Raw genomic sequence first — 18,353 nt, 5'->3', positions numbered from 1 at the left:
CCCCTAGGGGTATAACGTTCGGAACCGTCGACGCTCCCGCCCCGGAAAGGTGTCGGACATGACGGAACCCCCGGACCAGCCCCGCGGCCCCACCCCCGCGCACCACGGGCACGCGCACGACGCCGCCCCGCACCAGGAAGGGCACCACCACGCACCGGCGAGTTGGGGCACCGCGCTGCGAGCCACCCTCCACTGCCTCACCGGCTGCGCCATCGGGGAGATCCTCGGCATGGTCGTCGGGACGGCGCTCGCCTGGCACGCGGCGCCCACCATGGCCCTGGCGATCGCCCTCGCCTTCGTCTTCGGCTACAGCCTCACCATGCTCGCCGTCCTCCGCGCGGGCCTCGCCCTCGGTGCGGCGGTGAAGGTGGCGCTCGCGGCCGACACCGTCTCCATCGTCGTCATGGAGCTCGTGGACAACGGCGTCATCCTGGTGGTGCCCGGCGCGCTCGGCGCCCACCTGTCGGAGGGTCTGTTCTGGTGGACGCTCGCGCTCGCGTTCGCCGTCGCGTTGGTGCTGACGGTGCCGGTCAACCGGTGGCTGATCGGCAGGGGCAAGGGCCACGCCGTGGCGCACGCGTACCACTGAGCGGGCGCGGGCCCCGGCTCACAGCTCGGGGCCCTCGCCCGGCTCCTCCTGGTAGGAGTAGCGCTGCTCGCGCCACGGGTCACCGAGGTTGTGGTAGCCGCGCTCCTCCCAGAACCCCCGCCGGTCGGCCGTCATGTACTCGACGCCGCGGACCCACTTCGGGCCCTTCCACGCGTACAACTGCGGCACGACGAGGCGGAGCGGGAACCCGTGCTCGGCGGTGAGGAGTTCGCCGTCCCTGTGGGTGGCGAAGACGGTGCGGGAGGAACGGAAGTCCTCCAGGCGGAGGTTGGCGCTGTAGCCGTACTCGGCCCAGACCATCACGTGGGTCGCCTCGGGCGCGGGCGGCGCCAGGTCGAGGAGGTCGCGCGCCGAGACCCCGCCCCACTCGACGCCGAGCATGCTGAACTTCGCCACGCAGTGGAGGTCGGCGACGACCGTCGCGTACGGAAGCGCCGTGAACTCGGCGTGCGTCCAGCAGTGCTTGTCCCCGCTGGCGGTGGCACCGAAGACTCGGAACTCCCACCGCTCGGGCTTGAATCGGGGGACCGGACCGTAGTGCGTCACCGGCCAGCCCCGCTGGAGTCTCTGACCGGGCGGCAGCCCCGACCGCTCCCCCTCACGGCTGTGCGGCTGACCCATCCTCCCATGGTGACAGACCCCCGCAGACGATCACGCAGTGCCCCGCACCACCCCACGCCCGTCGACCTTGACCGGTCCGGTCGTCGACGGCCGGCTTCGTCGTGCACCGGGAGCGACGGAGCCGTGCGCGTCGGGCGGACGACCGTCCACACGCTCGCCTTCCCGGCGTACCGGGGACGGCTAAACCGAACCGATCAGCTCCAGGATCAGCGCGGCGGTGTCCTCGGGGGCCTCTTCCGCCATGAAGTGCCCGGCCTCGGTGGTGAAGTGGCGGAGGTCGGTGGTCCACGGGTGCCAGACGGCGGTGGCGTCGTAACCCAACTGGCGCCCCCAGTCCTGCTGGACGACCATCGTGGGCATGGTGAGCCGGTTGCCCGCTGCGAGGTCGGCCCGGTCGTGCGCGAGGTCGACGGTCGCGGTCGCGCGGTAGTCGGCGACGATCGAAGGGACGGCCTCCCGTGACGCGCGCAGGTACTCGGCGCGGACGTCGTCGGGGATGGCGTCGGGCCCGTTCGACCAGGCGTCGAGGAAGTGGCCGAAGAACGCGTCGGCGCTGCCGGAGATCATCTGCTCGGGCAGGCCGGGCGGTTGTGCCATCAGGAAGAGGTGGAAGCCGACCGCGGCATCGATCCCGTGGAGGACGTCCCAGGTGTCCGGCGTGGGGACGACGTCGAGGATGCCCAGGTGGCTGATCCGATCCGGGTGGTCGAGGCCGGCCCGGAAGGCGACGTGCGCGCCGCGGTCGTGGCCGACGAGCGCGAACCGCTCGGCGCCGAGTGCGTCGGCGAGCCCGACCACGTCCGAGGCCATCGTCCGCTTCGCGTAGGTGTCCGCGGTGGCGGCCTCCGGCTTGCTGCTGGCGCCGTATCCGCGGAGGTCGGGGCAGACCACGGTGCGGTGCTCGGCGAGGACGGGCGCGACGTGCCGCCACATCAGGTGCGTCTCGGGGAAGCCGTGGAGCAGCACGAGCGCCGGACCCTCTCCACCGATCGCCGCGTGCAGCTCGACACCGTCCGCCACACCGATCGTTCTCGTCTCGAACCCGGGGATGGTGATGCTCATCGTCGTCGCTCCTTCTGCTCGGTGCGTGAGCTGCTGCCGCTCACACCGGGAAGGATCGGGCAGCCGGGTCAGCAGCCGATCAGCGGCGCCGACGACAATGAGGGCATGGAGATTCGCGTCGAGGTGCTCGGCCCGGTCCGGGTCACGGACGCCGACGGCCGTCCCGTGGCCGTCGGCAGCCGCCGCCGCCGCGAACTCCTCGGGCGGCTGGTCGCGGCCGGCGGCCGGGCAGTCCCGCTGCCGGTGCTCGTCGACGATCTCTGGGAGGACCCTCCGTCCACGGCGGCCGGGACGGTTCGCACCTTCGTCGCCGAACTGCGCCGCGCCCTCGAACCGGGGCGTCCGCCGCGGGCCGAGTCCCGTGCGATCGAGACCGTCGGCGCCGGGTACGCGCTGCGGGTGCCGCGCGACCACGTCGACGCGCACCGGTTCGAGGACGCCCTGCGGTCCGTACGCGCCGAGCCCGGAGGACAGGTCGCCCACGTGCTCGGCGAGGCGCTCTCGTGGTGGCAGGGCGAGCCGTACGCCGATCTCGACGCCGTGCGCTGGCTGGCGCCGGAGCGCGCCCGCCTCGCCGAACTCCACGACCAGGCCGTCGAGCTGCGGGCCCGAGCGGTGCTCGACCTCGGACGCGGGGCGCCGCTCGTCCCGGAGCTGGAGGCGTTCGCGACGGCGCATCCGTGGCGGGAGCACGCCTGGGTGCTGCTCTCCCACGCGCTCTACCAAGCAGGCCGCCAGGTCGACGCGTTGGCCTCGCTCCGCGACGCGCGGGCTGCGCTGCTGGACCGGTTCGGGCTGAGCTCCGCGCACGGTCTCGACCACCTCGAACGCGACATCCTCCGGCACGCCCCGCACCTCGTACCCGCGCCCCGCGACGAGGACCGGCTGCGCCTCCTCACGCGCACGGAGGCGACGGGCACGTACACCCGGCTGCGCTCGATGAGCACCGTGGCCGGTGCCGCCGCACTCACCGGGGGCAGCAACCTCGTCCTCGCCCAGGAGCAGCGCGCGGCGGCAGCGGCGGAAGCGGAACGCGCGGGAGATCCCGTGCTCACCGCGCGCGTGATCGCGGCGTACGACGTTCCCACCGTCTGGACGCGCGTCGACGACCCGGCGCGTTCCGCGGCACTCGTCGCGACGACCCGGCGCACGCTCCAGCGCCTCGGGCCGGGGGTGTCCCCCGCGCTCCGGGCGCGTCTCCTCGCCACCGTCGGGCTGGAGCACCGCGGCAGCCGGGACCGCTGGGCCGCCGAGGCGGCGGCGGAAGCCGAACGCCTCGCCCGCGACCTGCACGATCCCGACGTCCTGGCCCGCGCGCTCAACGCCCGGTTCGTGCAGTCCTTCCAGCGTCCCGGGCGCACCGGCGAGCGCGATGCCGTCGCTGGCGAGCTCGTCGCCCTCGCCGCCCGGCACGATCTGCCGACGTTCGAGATCCTCGGCCACTTGATCAAGGTCCAGGTCCACTCGGCCCGCGGCGACACCGAGGCCGCCCGGCGCCACGTCGTGGCGGCCGAGGAGCTCGCCACCGTCCACGAGTCCCCGCTCGTCCACGTCCTCGCCGCGGCCTTTCGCGCCCGGCGGCTCGCTGAGTCGGGCGATCCCGCCGAGGTCGCGCGCGCCTACCGCGCGGTCGCCGCCGACCTCGCCGGTGCCGGCATGCCCGGGCTGGAGGCCGGCGTCCTTCCGTTGGCGCTCCTCTCGATCCGCCTCCGCCACCACCGCCCGGCACCGACGGAACCCGGCCTCGACTGGGGCCCGCACCGCCCCTGGGTCCAACCCCTCCTCGCCCTCGCCCGCGACGACCTCGCGGCTGCCCGCCGCGCCGTCGCCGCCCTGCCCGAGCCCCCTGCCGACCACCTGTACGACGCGCTCTGGGCCGTCAACGCGCACACCGCGCTCCGGCTCCGGGACGAGCAACTCGCCGTGCGGGCCCGCGCGGCGCTCCTTCCGCTGCGCGGCGAGGTCGCGGGCGGCGCGACCGCGCTGCTGACGTTCGGGCCCGTCGACGACATCCTGGACGCCCTCGCTCGGCACCTCGACCGGTGAAGACCCGTTCCCGTCCCGGGTGACGCGGCGCGGCCCAACTCGCCCGCAACCGTGCCCAGTTCCGGCCGGCCTCTGCGCCTGCGCCCTCCGCCCCGGCCCGCCCGCCCCCGGACAGGAGGAACGGCCTCCGGCCGCGCGGTCCCGCGAGGAGAGCGCAGACGGGACGAATCAGCGCGAACCGCGCGCAAGTAAGGGTCGCTTGGCTGGATATGGGCGAGCACGGATGCCAAGATGCGCGACAGATCAGCCCGAAAAGGACAGATCTCACCTATCCAGCACAGCGCGCGTCCCCTCCGCGCCGTACGGCGGGAGGCCGCCGCGTCGCGCCGGACCGAGCAGACCGCGTACGAAGCGAGGGGCCATGCAGGGCGACACCGAGGTCATCGAGTTCCTGAACGAGCAGCTCACCGGAGAGCTGACCGCGATCAACCAGTACTACCTGCACAGCCGGATGCAGGACAACTTCGGCTGGTACAAGCTCGCCGAGTACACGCGGGCCGAGTCGTTCGACGAGATGAGGCACGCCGAGCGGATCACCGACCGGATCCTCTTCCTGGAGGGGCTCCCCAACTACCAGCGACTCTTCCACGTCCGCGTGGGCCAGACCGTCACGGAGATGCTCCGGGCCGACCGGGAGGTGGAGCTGGAGGCGGTCGACCGCCTGCGCCGGGGGATCGAGGTGATGCGCGCCAAGCACGACGTCACCTCGGCGAAGCTCTTCGAGGACCTGCTCCGCGACGAGGAGCACCATGTCGACTACCTGGACGCGCAGTTGGAGCTGATCGACAAGCTCGGCGAACCGCTCTACCTCTCCACCGTCGTCAAGCAGCCGGACGGCGAGGCCGGCACGTTCTGAACACCTCAGGCAGCGACCGAAGAGGGCGGCGTCGCCGACTCCACCGCTGCCGGGCGCCGCGGGACAACGGGCTCCGGGAGCACGACGGGCCCCTCGTCGGCCGGCGGCCCGGACACCGCTTCCCCTTCCTCCGCGACCGGACCGAGCGCGGGCTCGCCCCGGTCGACGGCCGCTCGGCGCGGGCAGACGTCTCGGCCGAGGAGCCCCTGGATACGGCGGACGCAGGACCCGCAGTCCGTACCGGCCTTGCAGGCGGAGGCGATCTGCCGCGGCGTACAGGCGCCGTTCTCCGCGTGCTCCTTCACCTGCTGCTCCGTGACGCCGAAGCACGAGCAGACGTACACGCGGACTCACCTCCGTACGGGCGCGGGCAGACGATCGCCTGCGGGGTCACTGAGGTTAACCTAACCTAAGCCACCTGCAGTCTCCCGCTCACCCCGAGGCGGGGAAAGGGGTGACAACGCGATGGGACCCGCATCACACGATGCGGGTCCCATGAGTGTGCGCGGTGCCGGTTACTGGTCCCGGTACATCTCGGCGACGAGGAAGGCGAGGTCGAGCGACTGGCTGCGGTTGAGCCGGGGGTCGCACGCCGTCTCGTAGCGCTGGTGGAGGTCGTCGACGAAGATCTCGTCGCCGCCGCCGACGCACTCGGTGACGTCGTCGCCCGTGAGCTCCACGTGGATGCCGCCGGGGTGGGTGCCGAGGCTCTTGTGGACCTCGAAGAAGCCCTTCACCTCGTCGAGGACGTCGTCGAAACGGCGGGTCTTGTGGCCGCTCGCCGCCTCGAAGGTGTTGCCGTGCATCGGGTCGCAGACCCAGACGACCTGGGCACCCGAGGCCGAGACCTTCTCGACCAGCTCGGGCAGGCGGTCCCGGATCTTGTCGGCGCCCATCCGCGTGATGAAGGTGAGCCGGCCGGGTTCGCGCTCCGGGTCGAGCCGCTCGATGAGCGCCAGGGCGTCCTCCGAGGTGGAATCGGGACCGAGCTTGACACCGACGGGGTTGCGGACCCGGGAGGCGAACTCGATGTGCGCGTTGTCGAGTTGGCGGGTGCGCTCGCCGATCCAGAGCATGTGGCCCGAGACGTCGTACAGCTCGCCGCTGCGGGAGTCGGTGCGGGTGAGGGCCGACTCGTAGTCGAGGAGGAGCGCCTCGTGCGACGAGTAGAACTCGACGGTGCGCAGCTCCTCGGGGTCGGCGCCGCAGGCGCGCATGAACTTCATCGCCTGGTCGATCTCGCGCGCGAGCGCCTCGTACCGCTGGCCCGAGGGCGAGTTGCGGACGAAGTCCTGGTTCCAGGCGTGCACCTGACGCAGGTCCGCGTAGCCGCCCGTGGTGAAGGCGCGGACGAGGTTCAGCGTGGAGGCCGAGGCGTGGTACATCTGCTTCAGGCGCTCCGGGTCCGGGCGCCTCGCCTCTTCGGTGAACTCGAAGCCGTTCACCGAGTCCCCGCGGTAGGAGGGGAGGGTGACGCCGTCGCGCGTCTCCGTCGGCTTCGAGCGGGGCTTGCTGTATTGGCCGGCGATGCGGCCGACCTTCACCACGGGGACCGAGCCAGCGTAGGTGAGCACGGCGCCCATCTGGAGAAGCGTCTTGAGCTTGTTCCTGATGTGCTCGGCGCCGACGCCGTCGAACGCCTCGGCGCAGTCGCCGCCCTGGAGGAGGAACGCCTCGCCCCGCGCGACGGACGCCAGGCGACTGCGCAACTGGTCGCACTCGCCGGCGAAGACGAGCGGCGGATAGGACTCCAACTCGGCCAGGGCAGTGTGGAGCTCCTGCTTGTCAGGCCACTCGGGCTGCTGCTCGGCAGGGAGGTTCCGCCATGTGTTCACGCCGGTGTCGGTAGTCGCGTTTCCAGTCACGTGCTCCAGATTACGTCGTGGAGTCGACCGCTTCTCGCCTTTCTCGAAAGTTGAGACGGAGAACGCATCCAGCAGCGCGGACGCGGTAGGGTGCGCCGCATGTACGCGCTGCGCACAACCGCTGCCTGGTGGTGGACCGCTGATCCGGCGGCCCACTGACTGCGCGTACCCAGAAGATCGCGAAGGCCGCCCGAGGGCGGCCTTTTTCCTGTTCGGGGCCGACCCTCCCGCACAGGGAAGAGACCCGCTCATGCACCACGCTCGCGCCCACGCCGAACCCGCCGAAACGACGGCCGCACTCCTGACCCGGCTCTGCTCCCCCGACGCTCCGCCCTTCGCGCTCCTGCGCCGGCGCGGTCCTGCAGCGCCCGACGGCGTCGAGGTGCTGACCGGGCCCGTCGTCCCGTACGAGCGCCTCGCCGAACTCCCCGAGGGCCCGCACGGCACGCTGGCGCTCGTGCCGTTCCGGCAGATCGCCGAGCGCGGGTTCACCGTGCGCGACGACGGGACTCAGCTCGCCGCGCTCGTCGCGGAGGAGCGCGGCCTGCTGCCGTACGAGGAGGTACGCGCCGCGCTCCCCGACCGTCCGGTGCGCGTGGAGCGCGGCGGCTTCGACACGGACGACGCGGCCTACGAGGAGGTCGTCCGGCGAGTGGTGGCCGACGAGATCGGAGCCGGCGAGGGCGCCAACTTCGTCCTCCGCCGGACCTTCTCCGCGGCCGTGCCCGGATTCTCGCGCCCGGACGCGCTCGCCCTGTTCCGGCGGCTCCTGGAGGGCGAGCGCGGCGCCTACTGGACGTTCGTCGTGCACACGGGAGAGCGGGTGCTCGTCGGCGCCAGCCCCGAGGTGCACGTGCGGATGAGCGGCGGGACGGTGGTGCTGAACCCGATCAGCGGGACGTACCGGTATCCGCCCCAAGGGCCCGATGTGGAAGGACTGTTGACGTTTCTCGGGGACCGGAAGGAGCGCGAGGAGCTCTCCATGGTCGTCGACGAGGAGCTGAAGATGATGTGCACCGTGGGCGACCGCGGCGGGGTCGTCGTCGGGCCGCGGCTGAAGGAGATGGCGCACCTGGCCCACACCGAGTACGAACTGCGCGGTCGCACCACGCTCGACGCCAGGGAGGTGCTGCGCGAGACGATGTTCGCGGCGACGGTGACGGGGTCGCCCGTGGAGAACGCCTGCCGCGTCATCGAGCGGTACGAGCCGGGCGGAGAGGGACGCGGGTACTACTCCGGTGCGCTCGCGCTCCTCGGCCGCGACGCCTCGGGCGCGCAGACGCTCGATTCGCCGATCCTGATCCGTACCGCCGAGATCGATCCCGCGGGCGGCCGGCTGCGGCTGTCGGTCGGTGCCACGCTCGTGCGCGATTCGGACCCGGCGGGCGAGGTCGCGGAGACGCACGCGAAGGCAGCGGCGGTACTGACGGCGCTCGGAGTGCGGGAGGCGCCGCCGGCCGGGGAGTCGGAGCGCCCGAGGCTCGGCGACGACCCGCGGGTGCGGGCCGCGTTGGAGTCGCGGCGGGCCGGGCTCTCGCCGTTCTGGCTGCGGATGCGGACGGCGGGCGTCGAAGGGGCGTACGGCGGTGAGGCGGGCGCTGCTGCGCACGCGCCGTCGGGGGCCGCCCCCGGGGTGCTCGTCGTCGACGCCGAGGACACGTTCACCTCGATGCTGGCGCACCTCCTCCGCGCCTCGGGCAGGACGGTCGAGGTACGGCGGCACGACGCGGAGGGGACCGTCGCCGCTGCGCTCGCGCACCCCGGCCCCGTGGTGCTCGGGCCGGGTCCTGGGAACCCGCTCGACGTGCTCGACCCGCGGATCGCGCGGCTGCGCGGGCTCGCCGCCGAGCTGGTCAGGGGGCATCCGCACGGCGTGCTCGGGGTCTGCCTCGGGCACGAACTCCTCGCTGCGGAGCTCGGGTTGGAGCTGGTACGCAGGGAGCGGCCGCACCAGGGGACGCAGGGACGGATCGACCTCTTCGGCCGTGCGCGGACCGTCGGGTTCTACAACTCCTGGGCCGCGCGGTGCGGTGACGGGGTCGCCGAGGAACTCGCCCTCCACCGCGTCGAGGTGAGCCGCGACGAGGGCACAGGCGAGGTCCACGGGCTGCGCGGCCCCGGGTTCGCCGGGGTGCAGTTCCATCCCGAGTCGGTGCTGACGCTGGAAGGTCCCGAGATCCTCGCCGAGTTGCTCGCCCCCGTGCCGGTCTGAGCACCGCGGCCGCTCCGGCCCGACGTTCGCGGGCGCTGTCTCTCGGACAGCGCCCGCGAGCGGCAGGGCGACGGTGCGCGGGACCCCCGCGGACGGCGCGCGTGCCGGCACCGGGCGTCGGACGGTGAAGCGCCCTCGGACTCCTTACGTCCGGGAGGCGCCGCCGAAGCCGTCCGGTGCCGGGCAGCGGCCGGCGAACACCCCTTCCGTCAGCGGCCTTTCGCCGTCCCGCGGCCCGGAGACACCTCCCATCAGCGGGAGCGCACGCCCCGGCGCCCTCAGCACGGCGGACACGGGGCCTCGGGCCCGGTCCGGAAGGCAGGTGTCAGCCGAAGAACACGCCTGCCTCCGCGTAGAGTCCGGGACTCACCGTCTTCAGCTTGGCGGTCGCTTCGGAGAGGGGGACGCGGACGATCTCGGTGCCGCGGAGCGCGACCATCGTGCCCCATGCCTCCTCGCGGACCGCGTCGATGGCGTGTAGGCCGAAGCGCGTGGCGAGCCAGCGGTCGTACGCGGTGGGGGTGCCGCCGCGCTGGGTGTGGCCGAGGACGGTGGTGCGGGCCTCCTTGCCGGTGCGGGACTCGATCTCCTTGGCGAGCCACTCGCCGACGCCGGAGAGGCGGACGTGCCCGAAGGCGTCCGTCGAGCCGTCCTTGAGGACCATCTCGCCGTCCTTCGGCATCGCCCCCTCGGCCACGACGACGATGGGGGCGTAGCTCGCGCGGAACCGCGAGGTGACCCAGGAGCAGACCTGGCCGACGTCGAAGCGCTGCTCGGGGATGAGGATGCAGTTGGCCCCGCCTGCGAGGCCGGAGTGGAGTGCGATCCAGCCCGCATGGCGGCCCATCACCTCGACGACGAGCACACGCATGTGGGACTCGGCCGTGGTGTGGAGGCGGTCGATGGCCTCCGTGGCCACGGTGACCGCGGTGTTGAAGCCGAAGGTGTAGTCGGTGGCCGAGAGGTCGTTGTCGATGGTCTTGGGGACGCCGACGCACGGGATGCCGTGCTCGTCGGTGAGGCGTGCGGCGACGCCCAGGGTGTCCTCGCCGCCGATGGCGACGAGCGAGTCGACCTCGTACTTGGCGAGGTTCTCGCGGATACGGCGGACACCGTTCTCCTGCTTGAACGGGTTGGTCCGGGAGGAGCCGAGCAGGGTGCCGCCGCGCGGCAGCATGCCGCGGACCGCGGGGATGTCCAACCGGACGGTCTCTCCCTCCAGCAGTCCGCGCCAGCCGTCGCGGAAGCCGAGGAAGTCGTACGCGTACTCCTGGACGCCCTTTCGGACGGCGGCCCGCATGACCGCGTTGAGACCGGGGCAGTCACCGCCGCCTGTCAGCACTCCGACCCGCATGGGATCTCCCTTCACATGACGCACCTGGACGTGGCAGGGGTTCAACTCGGGCCACGCTAACGGTGATCCACGTCACAGGGGAGCGCGCGGACGGCGCCGCTCGTACCGCCGAAACCCAACCGGCGAAGGGGAGTTGCTCCTCGAACGGGGGCGGGGCCGGCCCCTCTGCCTCACCCGCACGAGCGACAGGAAACGGCCCCGCACCTGCACGCCGACGCACCCGGAACGCCGCGACCTGCGCTTACCGCGTCAACTCGTCAACCGCCCTACCGGAAGCGGACGTTCCAGATACACGAGGGGCCAGGCGGGCGGCGTCCTCAGGAGTCGAGGCCGCGCTCGATGGCGTACCGCACCAGCTCGACGCGGTTGTGGAGCTGGAGTTTGCCGAGGGTGTTCTGCACGTGGTTCTGCACGGTGCGGTGGGAGATCACCAAGCGCTCGGCGATCTGCTTGTACCCGAGCCCCTTCGCGACCAGCCGCAGCACCTCCTTCTCCCGCGCCGTCAACTGCGGTACGTCGCCCGCCGATCGGGCCTCGCCCGCCGGCTCCACGGCGAGCCGGCGGTACTCGCCCAGCACGAGCCCGGCGAGCCCCGGCGTGAAGACCGGATCGCCGACGGCGGTGCGCCGCACCGCTTCGAGGAGCTCCTCGGGACCCGCCGACTTCACCAGGTACCCGGTCGCGCCCGACTTCACCGCCTCCAGCACGTCCGCGTGCTCGCCGCTCGCGGAGAGGACGAGCACCCGCAACGACGTCTCCGGGCCGACGAGTCGGCGGCAGACCTCGACGCCCGGCAGCTCCGGCAGGTTGAGGTCGAGGACGAGGACGTCCGGCTCGGTCGCGCGGGCGCGCACCACCGCCTGCCGGCCGTCGCCCGCCGTCGCCACCACGTCGAAACCCGCCGCCTGGAGGTCGCGCGCGACGGCGTCCCGCCACATCGGATGGTCGTCCACGACCATCACTCGTACCGGACCCGCTTCCTCAGCCATCCCTCGGCACCCTCATCTCGACTTCCGTTCCCTGCCCCCGCACCGTCTCCAGCGCGGCCGACCCGCCGAGTTCGCCCAGCCGGCCGCGGATCGAGAGCGCCACCCCGAGCCGGCCCTCGCGCGCCGCCTCGTCGAGCCGTCCCGCCGGGATACCGGGGCCGTCGTCGCGCACGGTGACGACGACCTCGTCGCCGTCGTCCTCCAGGAGAATCCACGCCCGCGCGGGTTCGCCCTTCTCGTCGCACGTGTGAGTGCGCACGTTGTCGAGCGCGGCGCTCACGGCCGCCGCCAACTCACCTGCGGCGTGCGGCGGGAGGAGCACGGGCCGCCCCGGTTCCGCGAAGCTGACGCCGGGCCCCGCGTGGACGGCCAGCAGGCTGCGCAGGTCGCTGCTCGTGCCGCTCTCCGCTTCCTGCGGCTCCTCCCGCGGCTGCTGCGCCGGCCGGGCCTCCCGCGGCTCCCGCGGCTGCGGTACGACGCCGCTGGAGACGAGGGTGCGCAGGGCGACCTCCTGCTCCCCCGCCATGCGCCCCAACTCCGCGGCCTCGCCCCCGATCGCCGTCCCGCGCCGCTGCACCATGGCGAGGACCTGGAGGACGCTGTCGTGGATGTCGCGCGCGAGCCGCTCCCGCTCACGCGTCGCCGCCTCGATCTGGAGCGCCCGCGCAAGAGTGCGCTCGCTCGCCCGCGCGACCTCCACCACGTAGCCGATGGCGACGCTCGCGACGCAGACCAGCAGCGCGTTGTGGAGCGTCGCGCGAGTGAGCGCCCCGCTCTCCGCGACGTTGGCGGCGCCGACGAGCAGCGCGCTCGCGCCGCCCCAGCGCCAACCGCCCTTGATCGCGAAGGCGAGCACGGGCGCCGCCGTCCAGATCGAGGGCAGGGTGGGCCCGACCTGTCCGTGGGCGTCGACGTACGGCGTGAGGAGGATGCCGACGAGCGCGAACGAGAGGTCGGCCGCGAGGAACCACCGGGTGCAGCGCTCGGCGGAGGAGACCTGCCCCAGCGTCAGCGACGTCCACACCAGGAGCGCCGCGAGGTAGACGGTGCCCGGCACCGGGTGCGCGAACTCCCCGTAGGACCAGGCGAATCCGACGCCCGCGTAGCAGAGCGTCAGCACGCGGTACCCGGCGAGCGCGCGCCAGAGCGGCTGCTCGACGGACATCCTCAAGGCCACTGCCGAACCTCCCCCCGGGGTGGTCCCCCGGACCCCCGTCGACTCCGCCCGGACCGGGCGCGGGCACGACGCTACCGCCTCGTCGCGCGCCGGCGCTCGGCCGCCCGTCCGCTACGCGGCGCGGTCGGGGGCCCGCTCGCCGTCCTCGGACGCGACGCGCTGCCGCTCGCGTTCGGCCTGCTTGCGCTCCGCCTCGGCCGCTTTCGAAGCCTCGGCGAGCTGGCGCTTCGCCGCCGTGGCGTAGATGTCGACGTACTCCTGTCCCGAGAGCTTGAGGATCGCGTACATCACCTCGTCCGTGACGGCGCGCTGGATGAAGCGGTCCTCGTCCATGCCCTGGTAGCGGCTGAAGTCGAGCGGTTCGCCGATGCGGATGCCCGGGCGCTTCAGCTTCGGAACGACCTTGCCGGGCGGCTGGATCTCCTCGGTGCCGATCATGGCGACGGGGAGCACGGGGGCGCCCGAGCGCAGCGCGACGCGTGCGAGGCCGCCGGGCTTGCCGCGGTAGAGGCGGCCGTCGGGCGAGCGCGTCCCCTCCGGGTAGATGCCGAACAGCTCGCCGCGCTCCAGCACTTCGAGGCCGCTGCGGATGGCGGCCTCGCCTGCGCCGCGCCCGCCGGAGCGGTCGACCGGGAGCTGGCCGACGCCCTTGAAGAACGCCGCCGTGAGCTTCCCCTTGACGCCGGGCGACGTGAAGTACTCGGCCTTCGCGATGAAAGTGACCTTCCGCTCCAGGACGGAGGGCAGGAAGAAGGAGTCGGAGAAGGAGAGGTGGTTGCTGGCGAGGATGGCGGGGCCCTCGTCGGGCACGTTCTCCAGGCCCTCCACCCACGGGCGGAAGGTGAGCTTCAGTGCGTTGCCGACGGACAGCTTCATCGCGCCGTAGAACACCCGGGACCTCCTTGTCTGCGATGAGCAGACCCTATCTCGCCTCCGCGTCCGCGCGGCCCCCTGCGTACGGAGCGGCCGGCAACGGCCGCCGGGAGGAGCGGGATCGGCTGCGGAACTACCGGGCTGTCGGTGCGCACGCGTAGGGTTGGCAGCCCGTCCCCAGCGACCGCCGGACGACCCCCTGGAGGCCACCGGTGCCCATACTTCCCGGAGCCGAGCCGCTGTTCCGCGACGGCGGCAGCGTCGGCGTCCTGGTCTGCCACGGATTCACCGGCTCCCCGCAGTCGGTCCGCCCCTGGGCCGAACACCTCGCCGAGCAGGGGCTGACGGTCTCCCTTCCGCTGCTGCCGGGACACGGCACCCGCTGGGAGGACCTCGCCGTCACCTGCTGGGAGGACTGGTACGCGACCGTCGAGCGCGCACTGCTGACCCTCATGGACAGGTGCACGCAGGTCTTCGTCGTCGGCCTCTCCATGGGCGGCACCCTCGCGCTGCGCCTCGCCGCACGCCACCGGGGAGTGGCAGGGCTGGTGCTCGTCAACCCGGCGATGACCTTCCCCCGCGTGCAGGGGGCGCTGCTGCCGGCGGCGGGGCTGCTGCTTCGCTCGGCGCCGGGGATCGCGAGCGACATAGCCCGCGAGGGCGTCGAGGAGTTGGGGTACGAGCGGACGCCCGTCCGCGCGGCCCGCTCGCTCCGGCAGCTCTTCCGCGTGGTGCGCTCGGAGCTGCCGAGGGTCGTGCAGCCGCTGTTGGTGCTCCACAGCCGCACGGACCACGTCGTCCCGCCGAGCGACTCGGAGGTCGTGCTCAGCGAGGTCTCCTCGACGGACGTGACGGAGACTGTCCTGGAGCACAGCCTCCACGTGGCGACTCTCGACCACGACGCGGAGCGGATCTTCGCAGATTCGCACTCCTTCATCGACCGGCTCACAGCAAGGAAGGCGGCTAGTGACGGAGCGTGATCCGGACGCCGAGCGCGGCGAGGAGCCGGAGCGACAGGGCCCCGAGGGCAGCGGCGCATCCCTGCCTCCCGAGGAGGAGGCGGCGTGGGCGGCGATCGTCGCGGGGTACGGCAAGGAGCCCGACCTCGACGAGCCCGCCGCACCGTCGCAGGACGACGAGGAGCCGGCGGACGAGACCGAACGGAAGCCGGACGGCGAGCGGTTGCGGAAGTCCGACGGCGCGGAGCCGGCACCCGACTCCCCCGCGCCCGACGACGACGCAGCGGGCGAGGCACCCCCCGCGCCCCGCTCCCCCGGCGAGGTGGTGCGCAGCTTCACCGTCTACGCGCCGGGCACGGGCCCGCGGGACTGGAGCGCTCCGGAGGAGCCGGACGACGACCACTTCGTGCCGCCCGAGCCGCCCCCGCTCCCCGAGACGGACACCGCGACGAAGTTCGCGTGGCTGGGCGCGGTCGGCGGTCCGCTGCTGCTGATCGGCGCGGCGGTCTTCGGGATCGAGTACACCTGGTGGCTCGTGACGCTCGGGTTCGGCGGCTTCATCGTGGGCTTCGGCACGCTGCTCACCCACCTCAGGGACGGCAACGACGAGGGGGACGACCCGGGCGGCGGCGCCGTCGTCTGACGGCGCCCCTCGCGCCAAGTCCCGCGGCACGAGGGCGCATCGGGATGCGACGGCGCGGGGCGGGAAGCCTGGACGCCCTCCTCGCTTCCGGAAAACGGAAGTGCGCGAAGGCCTCGGAAGGAGGAGGATGGCGGGGGCCCGTCGCTTGCGCGCGGGCCTCGCTGCACTGAGCAATCGGGGGGCTCATGATGCTGACACTGCTGCTGGCTTTCACCGTCGTCGCCGCACTCACCGGCTGGCTGATCAACGTCGAACTGCGGCGCGAACGCGAGCGCCGTTCCTGACACCCGCACGCCTCGTAGGCGCCTCCCCCGGGGAGGCGCCTACGAGGCGTGCGTCAACCGGCGTGCGTGCGGGCGGAGTCGGCCGCCCCGCGGGCTGCCGGGACCCGCAGCACGGCGAGGACGGGCAGGTGGTCGGTGGCAGCCCGAAGGTCCCGCTCCGCGACGCCCGGCAGCCCTTTCGGCACCCCGCACCCGAGGACCTCGACGCCGGGCGAGGTGAGTACCGCGTCGATCCGCCGGCGCGGTTCTGCCGCGCTGTAGGTCGCCTCCTCGCCCCAGGGCGCCGCGGTCCTGGCGTCCCCGAGGTGTTCCGTCAGCCGGCGGGAAGTGCGGCCGGACGACGGCTCGTTGAGGTCCCCCGCGACGACGGCGTGCTCGGCGCCGAGGGCGCCGACCCGCTCCAGCAGCAGCTCTCCCTGGCGGTACCGCTCGGCGGCGTCGAGGCCGAGATGGCAGCTGACGACGCCGAGCGGCGCCGCGCCCCCGAAGCGGAGCACCGCGGTCGCCAGTCCCCTGCGGTGCAGGCCGGGGGTGTGCGGCAGCAGTACGTCCTCGGCACGGACCACACCGGCGCGGAGCGCGGCGAGGATCATGGGACCCGTCGCCGTCGCGCCGCCCGTGACGTAGGTGAGCCCGGTGGTGCGTGCGAGCCGCGCGGCGTGCTTGCGCCAGCGGAAGAACCGCGGCGCCTCCTGGACGCAGAGGACGTCGGGCGCGCACGCCCGGACCACCCGGGCGAGCGCCTCCCGATCGTCGCGCAGGGAACGCACGTTGTAGCTCAGCAGGCGTACGACAGCCGAGCCGTCCGGCTCCGTACGGGAGTCCGGCAGGTCCGCGAGCGGCATCCGCTCAGCCCTGGCGGGCGAGGTCGGCGACGCCCACCATGCCTGCCCCGCCGCCGAGTTGGGCCGCGAGCACCTCCGCGTGCGGCCGCCAGCGGCTGCCGACGAGCTGGCGCCTGTAGGACTTACGGATCGGCCCGAGGACCAGTTCCCCCTCGTCCGAGACGCCGCCGCCGACGATGAAGGCGCCCGGGTCGAAGAGCGAGGCGAGGTCGGCGAGTCCCGCGCCGGCCCAACGGGCAAGCTCCCGGAAGGCGTCGGTCGCCACGCGGTCGCCCTGGCGGGCGGCCTCGCTGATGTGCTTCCCCCTGATCCCCTCCGGCGTGCCGTCCCCCAGCGCGAGGAGGGCGACGGCGCGCTCGGGGGTGGCCGTCGCGCGCTGCTGTGCGTACCGGACGAGGGCGCTGCCCGAGGCGTACTGCTCCCAGCAGCCCTGGTTGCCGCAGCCGCAGAGGAGGCCGTCGGGAACCATCCGGATGTGCCCGAACTCGCCCGCGATGCCGAAGCGTCCGCGGTGGAGCCGGCCGCCGATGATCACGCCGCCGCCGAGGCCGGTCCCGATGGTGACGCAGACGACGTCCCCGTGCCCCGTGCCCGCACCGAACTTGTACTCGCCCCAGGCCGCGGCGTTGGCGTCGTTCTCGATCACCACGGGGAGGTCGATGCGCTGCTCGACCATGTCCTTGAGCGGCTCGTGCCGCCAACTGAGGTTGGGGGTGAAGAGCACGGTGGCGCGCTTGTCGTCGACGTAGCCGGGGGCGCCGATGCCCACCGCGTCGACGTCGTACTCGGTGTTGGCGCCGCGCACCGCCTCGGCGATCGCGTCGATCACCCCCTCGGGGGTGGGAGGAGTCGGCACCTGGTTCGTGGTGAGGATCGTGCCCTCTTCGTCGACAACTCCCGCTGCGATCTTGGTGCCGCCGATGTCGACGCCGATAGTGAGTCCCATGTGTCCCTCAGTTATTCGGTTCGAACCCCGCCGCTGACCACCGTACCGGAGGGGCCGTCGCCGCACCGTCGACTCGGGAGGCGGACCCGGGCGTCACGGGCGCCCCGAGGACGGTGGGTCCTCCGGGTCGTCGAGGTCGATCGGCTGGCGCTCGGACGGTTCGGGCCCGTCCTTCTCGAACGACGGGCCCTCGGAGGGCGGCTGCTCCCCCGCGCGCTCCGTCCAGCGGCGCTCGGCCTCGCCGACGGCCGCGCGGTAGGCGGCGAGCAACTCCCCGCCGGCCGCGGCGAGATGGTCGACGACCTCGGGATTGCGCCGCAGGACGGGGTCGACGGTGTCCTTCGCCTGCCTGGCGAACTGCTTCGCCACGCCCTCGACGGCGGCGGTGCCCGCGCTGCCCAGCAGCGGCCGGCCGAACTCCGCGAGGCGGTCGCCGACCGCCTCCGCGAGCCGCCGCAGCTCCTCGGCCGCGCTGCCGGGCTCGGGCCCGTACTTGGCGCGCCTCCGCGCGCGTTCGGCGGCGAGGTCCTCGGCGCACGCCTCCGCCCAGGCGTCCGGGTCGGGGGGCGGCTGGACGCCGTCCTCGGCCCGCTCCGAGCGGTCGGGGTGCTCGGCTGAGTCGCTCATGGTCTCCTCCGCTGGGCGAGGTCTGCGGTTGCCCTCGACGTTACCCGAACGACCGCACGGCGGCCGCTGCTCGTCGCCGCCGCCTCGTCACGGCGCCAACGCCCGCGGCCGGCAGCGGAGTTGCCGCCTGCGCCCGCCCGCGGTCACCGCACGGAGCCCTCCCGCTCGTCCCGCGCCGCCGGCCACACCGCGGTGTCGGGCTCCCACCGGAGCCGCAGCTCCCCTTCCTCCAGCGCGGCCCCGACGACGCGGCACCTGCGCAGCGCCGAGGGCAGCGACAGCACCCGTCGGTAAGGGCCGACGGTGACGGCGAGCTCGTCGCCGCGGCGCACCAAATCCAACTCGCCCCGCTCGGCGCCCGGCAGAGCGAGGCGCCACACGAGG

General features: G+C 73.3%; 18 protein-coding genes. 6 read left to right on the top strand and 12 right to left on the bottom strand.

Annotated elements, in window-relative coordinates:
* Positions 1-58 precede the first annotated feature (58 nt).
* On the top strand, positions 59-589 hold the full coding sequence (locus UWG_RS0109455; RefSeq protein WP_016906962.1) for a DUF4396 domain-containing protein: 531 nt from the start codon (positions 59-61) through the stop codon (positions 587-589).
* Positions 590-607: 18 nt separating this feature from the next.
* Here UWG_RS0109455 and UWG_RS0109450 read toward each other — a convergent pair whose 3' ends face one another.
* Both UWG_RS0109450 and UWG_RS0109445 read right to left on the bottom strand, forming a co-directional pair.
* Positions 608-1,231, bottom strand: a complete 624-nt coding sequence (locus UWG_RS0109450; protein ID WP_029391304.1) for a sulfite oxidase-like oxidoreductase — start codon at positions 1,229-1,231, stop codon at positions 608-610.
* Positions 1,232-1,411: 180 nt separating this feature from the next.
* Entirely contained in the window at positions 1,412-2,293 is an 882-nt protein-coding gene (locus UWG_RS0109445) for an alpha/beta fold hydrolase (RefSeq protein ID WP_016906960.1), read from the bottom strand.
* Positions 2,294-2,314: 21 nt separating this feature from the next.
* Between UWG_RS0109445 and UWG_RS0109440 the strand changes: the two genes are divergently transcribed.
* Together UWG_RS0109440 and bfr are read left to right on the top strand one after the other, a co-directional pair.
* On the top strand, positions 2,315-4,339 hold the full coding sequence (locus UWG_RS0109440) for a BTAD domain-containing putative transcriptional regulator (RefSeq protein ID WP_016906959.1): 2,025 nt from the start codon (positions 2,315-2,317) through the stop codon (positions 4,337-4,339).
* Positions 4,340-4,700: 361 nt separating this feature from the next.
* Positions 4,701-5,195, top strand: coding sequence for a bacterioferritin (gene bfr, locus UWG_RS0109435; protein ID WP_016906958.1), 495 nt, complete (start codon positions 4,701-4,703; stop codon positions 5,193-5,195).
* Between the two features lie 5 nt (positions 5,196-5,200).
* On the opposite strand, the gene UWG_RS0109430 is transcribed toward bfr, so the two are convergent.
* Both UWG_RS0109430 and UWG_RS0109425 read right to left on the bottom strand, forming a co-directional pair.
* Positions 5,201-5,539, bottom strand: coding sequence for a (2Fe-2S)-binding protein (locus tag UWG_RS0109430; RefSeq protein WP_016906957.1), 339 nt, complete (start codon positions 5,537-5,539; stop codon positions 5,201-5,203).
* 171 nt (positions 5,540-5,710) lie between these two features.
* Positions 5,711-7,030 carry a class II 3-deoxy-7-phosphoheptulonate synthase gene (locus UWG_RS0109425; RefSeq protein WP_016906956.1) on the bottom strand — a complete coding sequence of 440 codons (1,320 nt, stop codon included), beginning with the start codon at positions 7,028-7,030 and terminating at the stop codon, positions 5,711-5,713.
* 280 nt (positions 7,031-7,310) lie between these two features.
* Here UWG_RS0109425 and UWG_RS0109420 point away from each other — a divergent pair, with 280 nt between their 5' ends.
* Positions 7,311-9,272, top strand: a complete 1,962-nt coding sequence (locus tag UWG_RS0109420) for a phenazine-specific anthranilate synthase component I (protein ID WP_016906955.1) — start codon at positions 7,311-7,313, stop codon at positions 9,270-9,272.
* 325 nt (positions 9,273-9,597) lie between these two features.
* Here UWG_RS0109420 and UWG_RS0109410 read toward each other — a convergent pair whose 3' ends face one another.
* The 4 genes from UWG_RS0109410 to UWG_RS0109395 all read right to left on the bottom strand — a co-directional run bounded on the left by UWG_RS0109410 (position 9,598) and on the right by UWG_RS0109395 (position 13,683).
* A complete protein-coding gene (locus UWG_RS0109410) occupies positions 9,598-10,626 on the bottom strand; it encodes a 6-phosphofructokinase (protein ID WP_016906953.1) in 1,029 nt (342 codons plus the stop codon).
* 317 nt (positions 10,627-10,943) lie between these two features.
* The gene (locus UWG_RS0109405) at positions 10,944-11,615 is read right to left on the bottom strand and encodes a response regulator (RefSeq protein WP_029391301.1); all 672 of its coding nucleotides are present in this window, start codon (positions 11,613-11,615) and stop codon (positions 10,944-10,946) included.
* Positions 11,608-12,780 carry a MacS family sensor histidine kinase gene (gene macS / locus UWG_RS0109400; RefSeq protein ID WP_016906951.1) on the bottom strand — a complete coding sequence of 391 codons (1,173 nt, stop codon included), beginning with the start codon at positions 12,778-12,780 and terminating at the stop codon, positions 11,608-11,610. Before macS ends, UWG_RS0109405 begins: the two co-directional genes overlap by 8 nt.
* A 123-nt stretch (positions 12,781-12,903) precedes the next feature.
* Positions 12,904-13,683: a lysophospholipid acyltransferase family protein gene (locus UWG_RS0109395; RefSeq protein WP_016906950.1), complete on the bottom strand. Its 780-nt coding sequence runs from the start codon at positions 13,681-13,683 to the stop codon at positions 12,904-12,906.
* Between the two features lie 194 nt (positions 13,684-13,877).
* On the opposite strand from UWG_RS0109395, the gene UWG_RS0109390 reads away from it, so the two are divergent.
* Both UWG_RS0109390 and UWG_RS0109385 read left to right on the top strand, forming a co-directional pair.
* The gene (locus tag UWG_RS0109390) at positions 13,878-14,645 is read left to right on the top strand and encodes an alpha/beta hydrolase (protein WP_016906949.1); all 768 of its coding nucleotides are present in this window, start codon (positions 13,878-13,880) and stop codon (positions 14,643-14,645) included.
* Entirely contained in the window at positions 14,632-15,267 is a 636-nt protein-coding gene (locus UWG_RS0109385; protein ID WP_016906948.1) for a prolipoprotein diacylglyceryl transferase, read from the top strand. The genes UWG_RS0109390 and UWG_RS0109385 overlap by 14 nt, the downstream gene beginning before the upstream one ends.
* A gap of 337 nt (positions 15,268-15,604) precedes the next feature.
* Here the strand turns inward: UWG_RS0109385 and UWG_RS0109375 are convergent, their stop codons facing one another.
* The 4 genes from UWG_RS0109375 to UWG_RS29770 form a co-directional block, all read right to left on the bottom strand.
* A complete protein-coding gene (locus UWG_RS0109375) occupies positions 15,605-16,396 on the bottom strand; it encodes an endonuclease/exonuclease/phosphatase family protein (protein WP_016906946.1) in 792 nt (263 codons plus the stop codon).
* A 4-nt stretch (positions 16,397-16,400) separates the two neighbouring features.
* Positions 16,401-17,342, bottom strand: a complete 942-nt coding sequence (locus UWG_RS0109370) for an ROK family glucokinase (protein ID WP_016906945.1) — start codon at positions 17,340-17,342, stop codon at positions 16,401-16,403.
* A 93-nt stretch (positions 17,343-17,435) separates the two neighbouring features.
* Entirely contained in the window at positions 17,436-17,969 is a 534-nt protein-coding gene (locus tag UWG_RS0109365) for a DUF5304 family protein (RefSeq protein WP_016906944.1), read from the bottom strand.
* 143 nt (positions 17,970-18,112) lie between these two features.
* Positions 18,113-18,353: hypothetical protein (locus tag UWG_RS29770; RefSeq protein ID WP_016906943.1), on the bottom strand; the 241-nt coding region annotated here is incomplete at its 5' end.

The organism is Streptomyces xiaopingdaonensis, assembly GCF_000262345.1.
GTDB lineage: Bacteria > Actinomycetota > Actinomycetes > Streptomycetales > Streptomycetaceae > Streptomyces > Streptomyces xiaopingdaonensis.
The sequence above is the reverse complement of the archived record's forward strand: the minus strand, read 5'-3'. Positions and strand labels throughout refer to the sequence as shown.

What these genes read in the sequence shown, in the direction of transcription:
- UWG_RS0109455 (WP_016906962.1), top strand. Translation starts at nt 59, where the DNA reads ATGACGGAACCCCCGGACCAGCCCCGCGGCCCCACCCCCGCGCACCAC.
- UWG_RS0109450 (WP_029391304.1), bottom strand. Translation starts at nt 1,231, where the DNA reads ATGGGTCAGCCGCACAGCCGTGAGGGGGAGCGGTCGGGGCTGCCGCCC.
- UWG_RS0109445 (WP_016906960.1), bottom strand. Translation starts at nt 2,293, where the DNA reads ATGAGCATCACCATCCCCGGGTTCGAGACGAGAACGATCGGTGTGGCG.
- bfr (WP_016906958.1), top strand. Translation starts at nt 4,701, where the DNA reads ATGCAGGGCGACACCGAGGTCATCGAGTTCCTGAACGAGCAGCTCACC.
- UWG_RS0109420 (WP_016906955.1), top strand. Translation starts at nt 7,311, where the DNA reads ATGCACCACGCTCGCGCCCACGCCGAACCCGCCGAAACGACGGCCGCA.
- UWG_RS0109410 (WP_016906953.1), bottom strand. Translation starts at nt 10,626, where the DNA reads ATGCGGGTCGGAGTGCTGACAGGCGGCGGTGACTGCCCCGGTCTCAAC.
- UWG_RS0109405 (WP_029391301.1), bottom strand. Translation starts at nt 11,615, where the DNA reads ATGGCTGAGGAAGCGGGTCCGGTACGAGTGATGGTCGTGGACGACCAT.
- macS (WP_016906951.1), bottom strand. Translation starts at nt 12,780, where the DNA reads ATGTCCGTCGAGCAGCCGCTCTGGCGCGCGCTCGCCGGGTACCGCGTG.
- UWG_RS0109375 (WP_016906946.1), bottom strand. Translation starts at nt 16,396, where the DNA reads ATGCCGCTCGCGGACCTGCCGGACTCCCGTACGGAGCCGGACGGCTCG.
- UWG_RS0109370 (WP_016906945.1), bottom strand. Translation starts at nt 17,342, where the DNA reads ATGGGACTCACTATCGGCGTCGACATCGGCGGCACCAAGATCGCAGCG.
- UWG_RS0109365 (WP_016906944.1), bottom strand. Translation starts at nt 17,969, where the DNA reads ATGAGCGACTCAGCCGAGCACCCCGACCGCTCGGAGCGGGCCGAGGAC.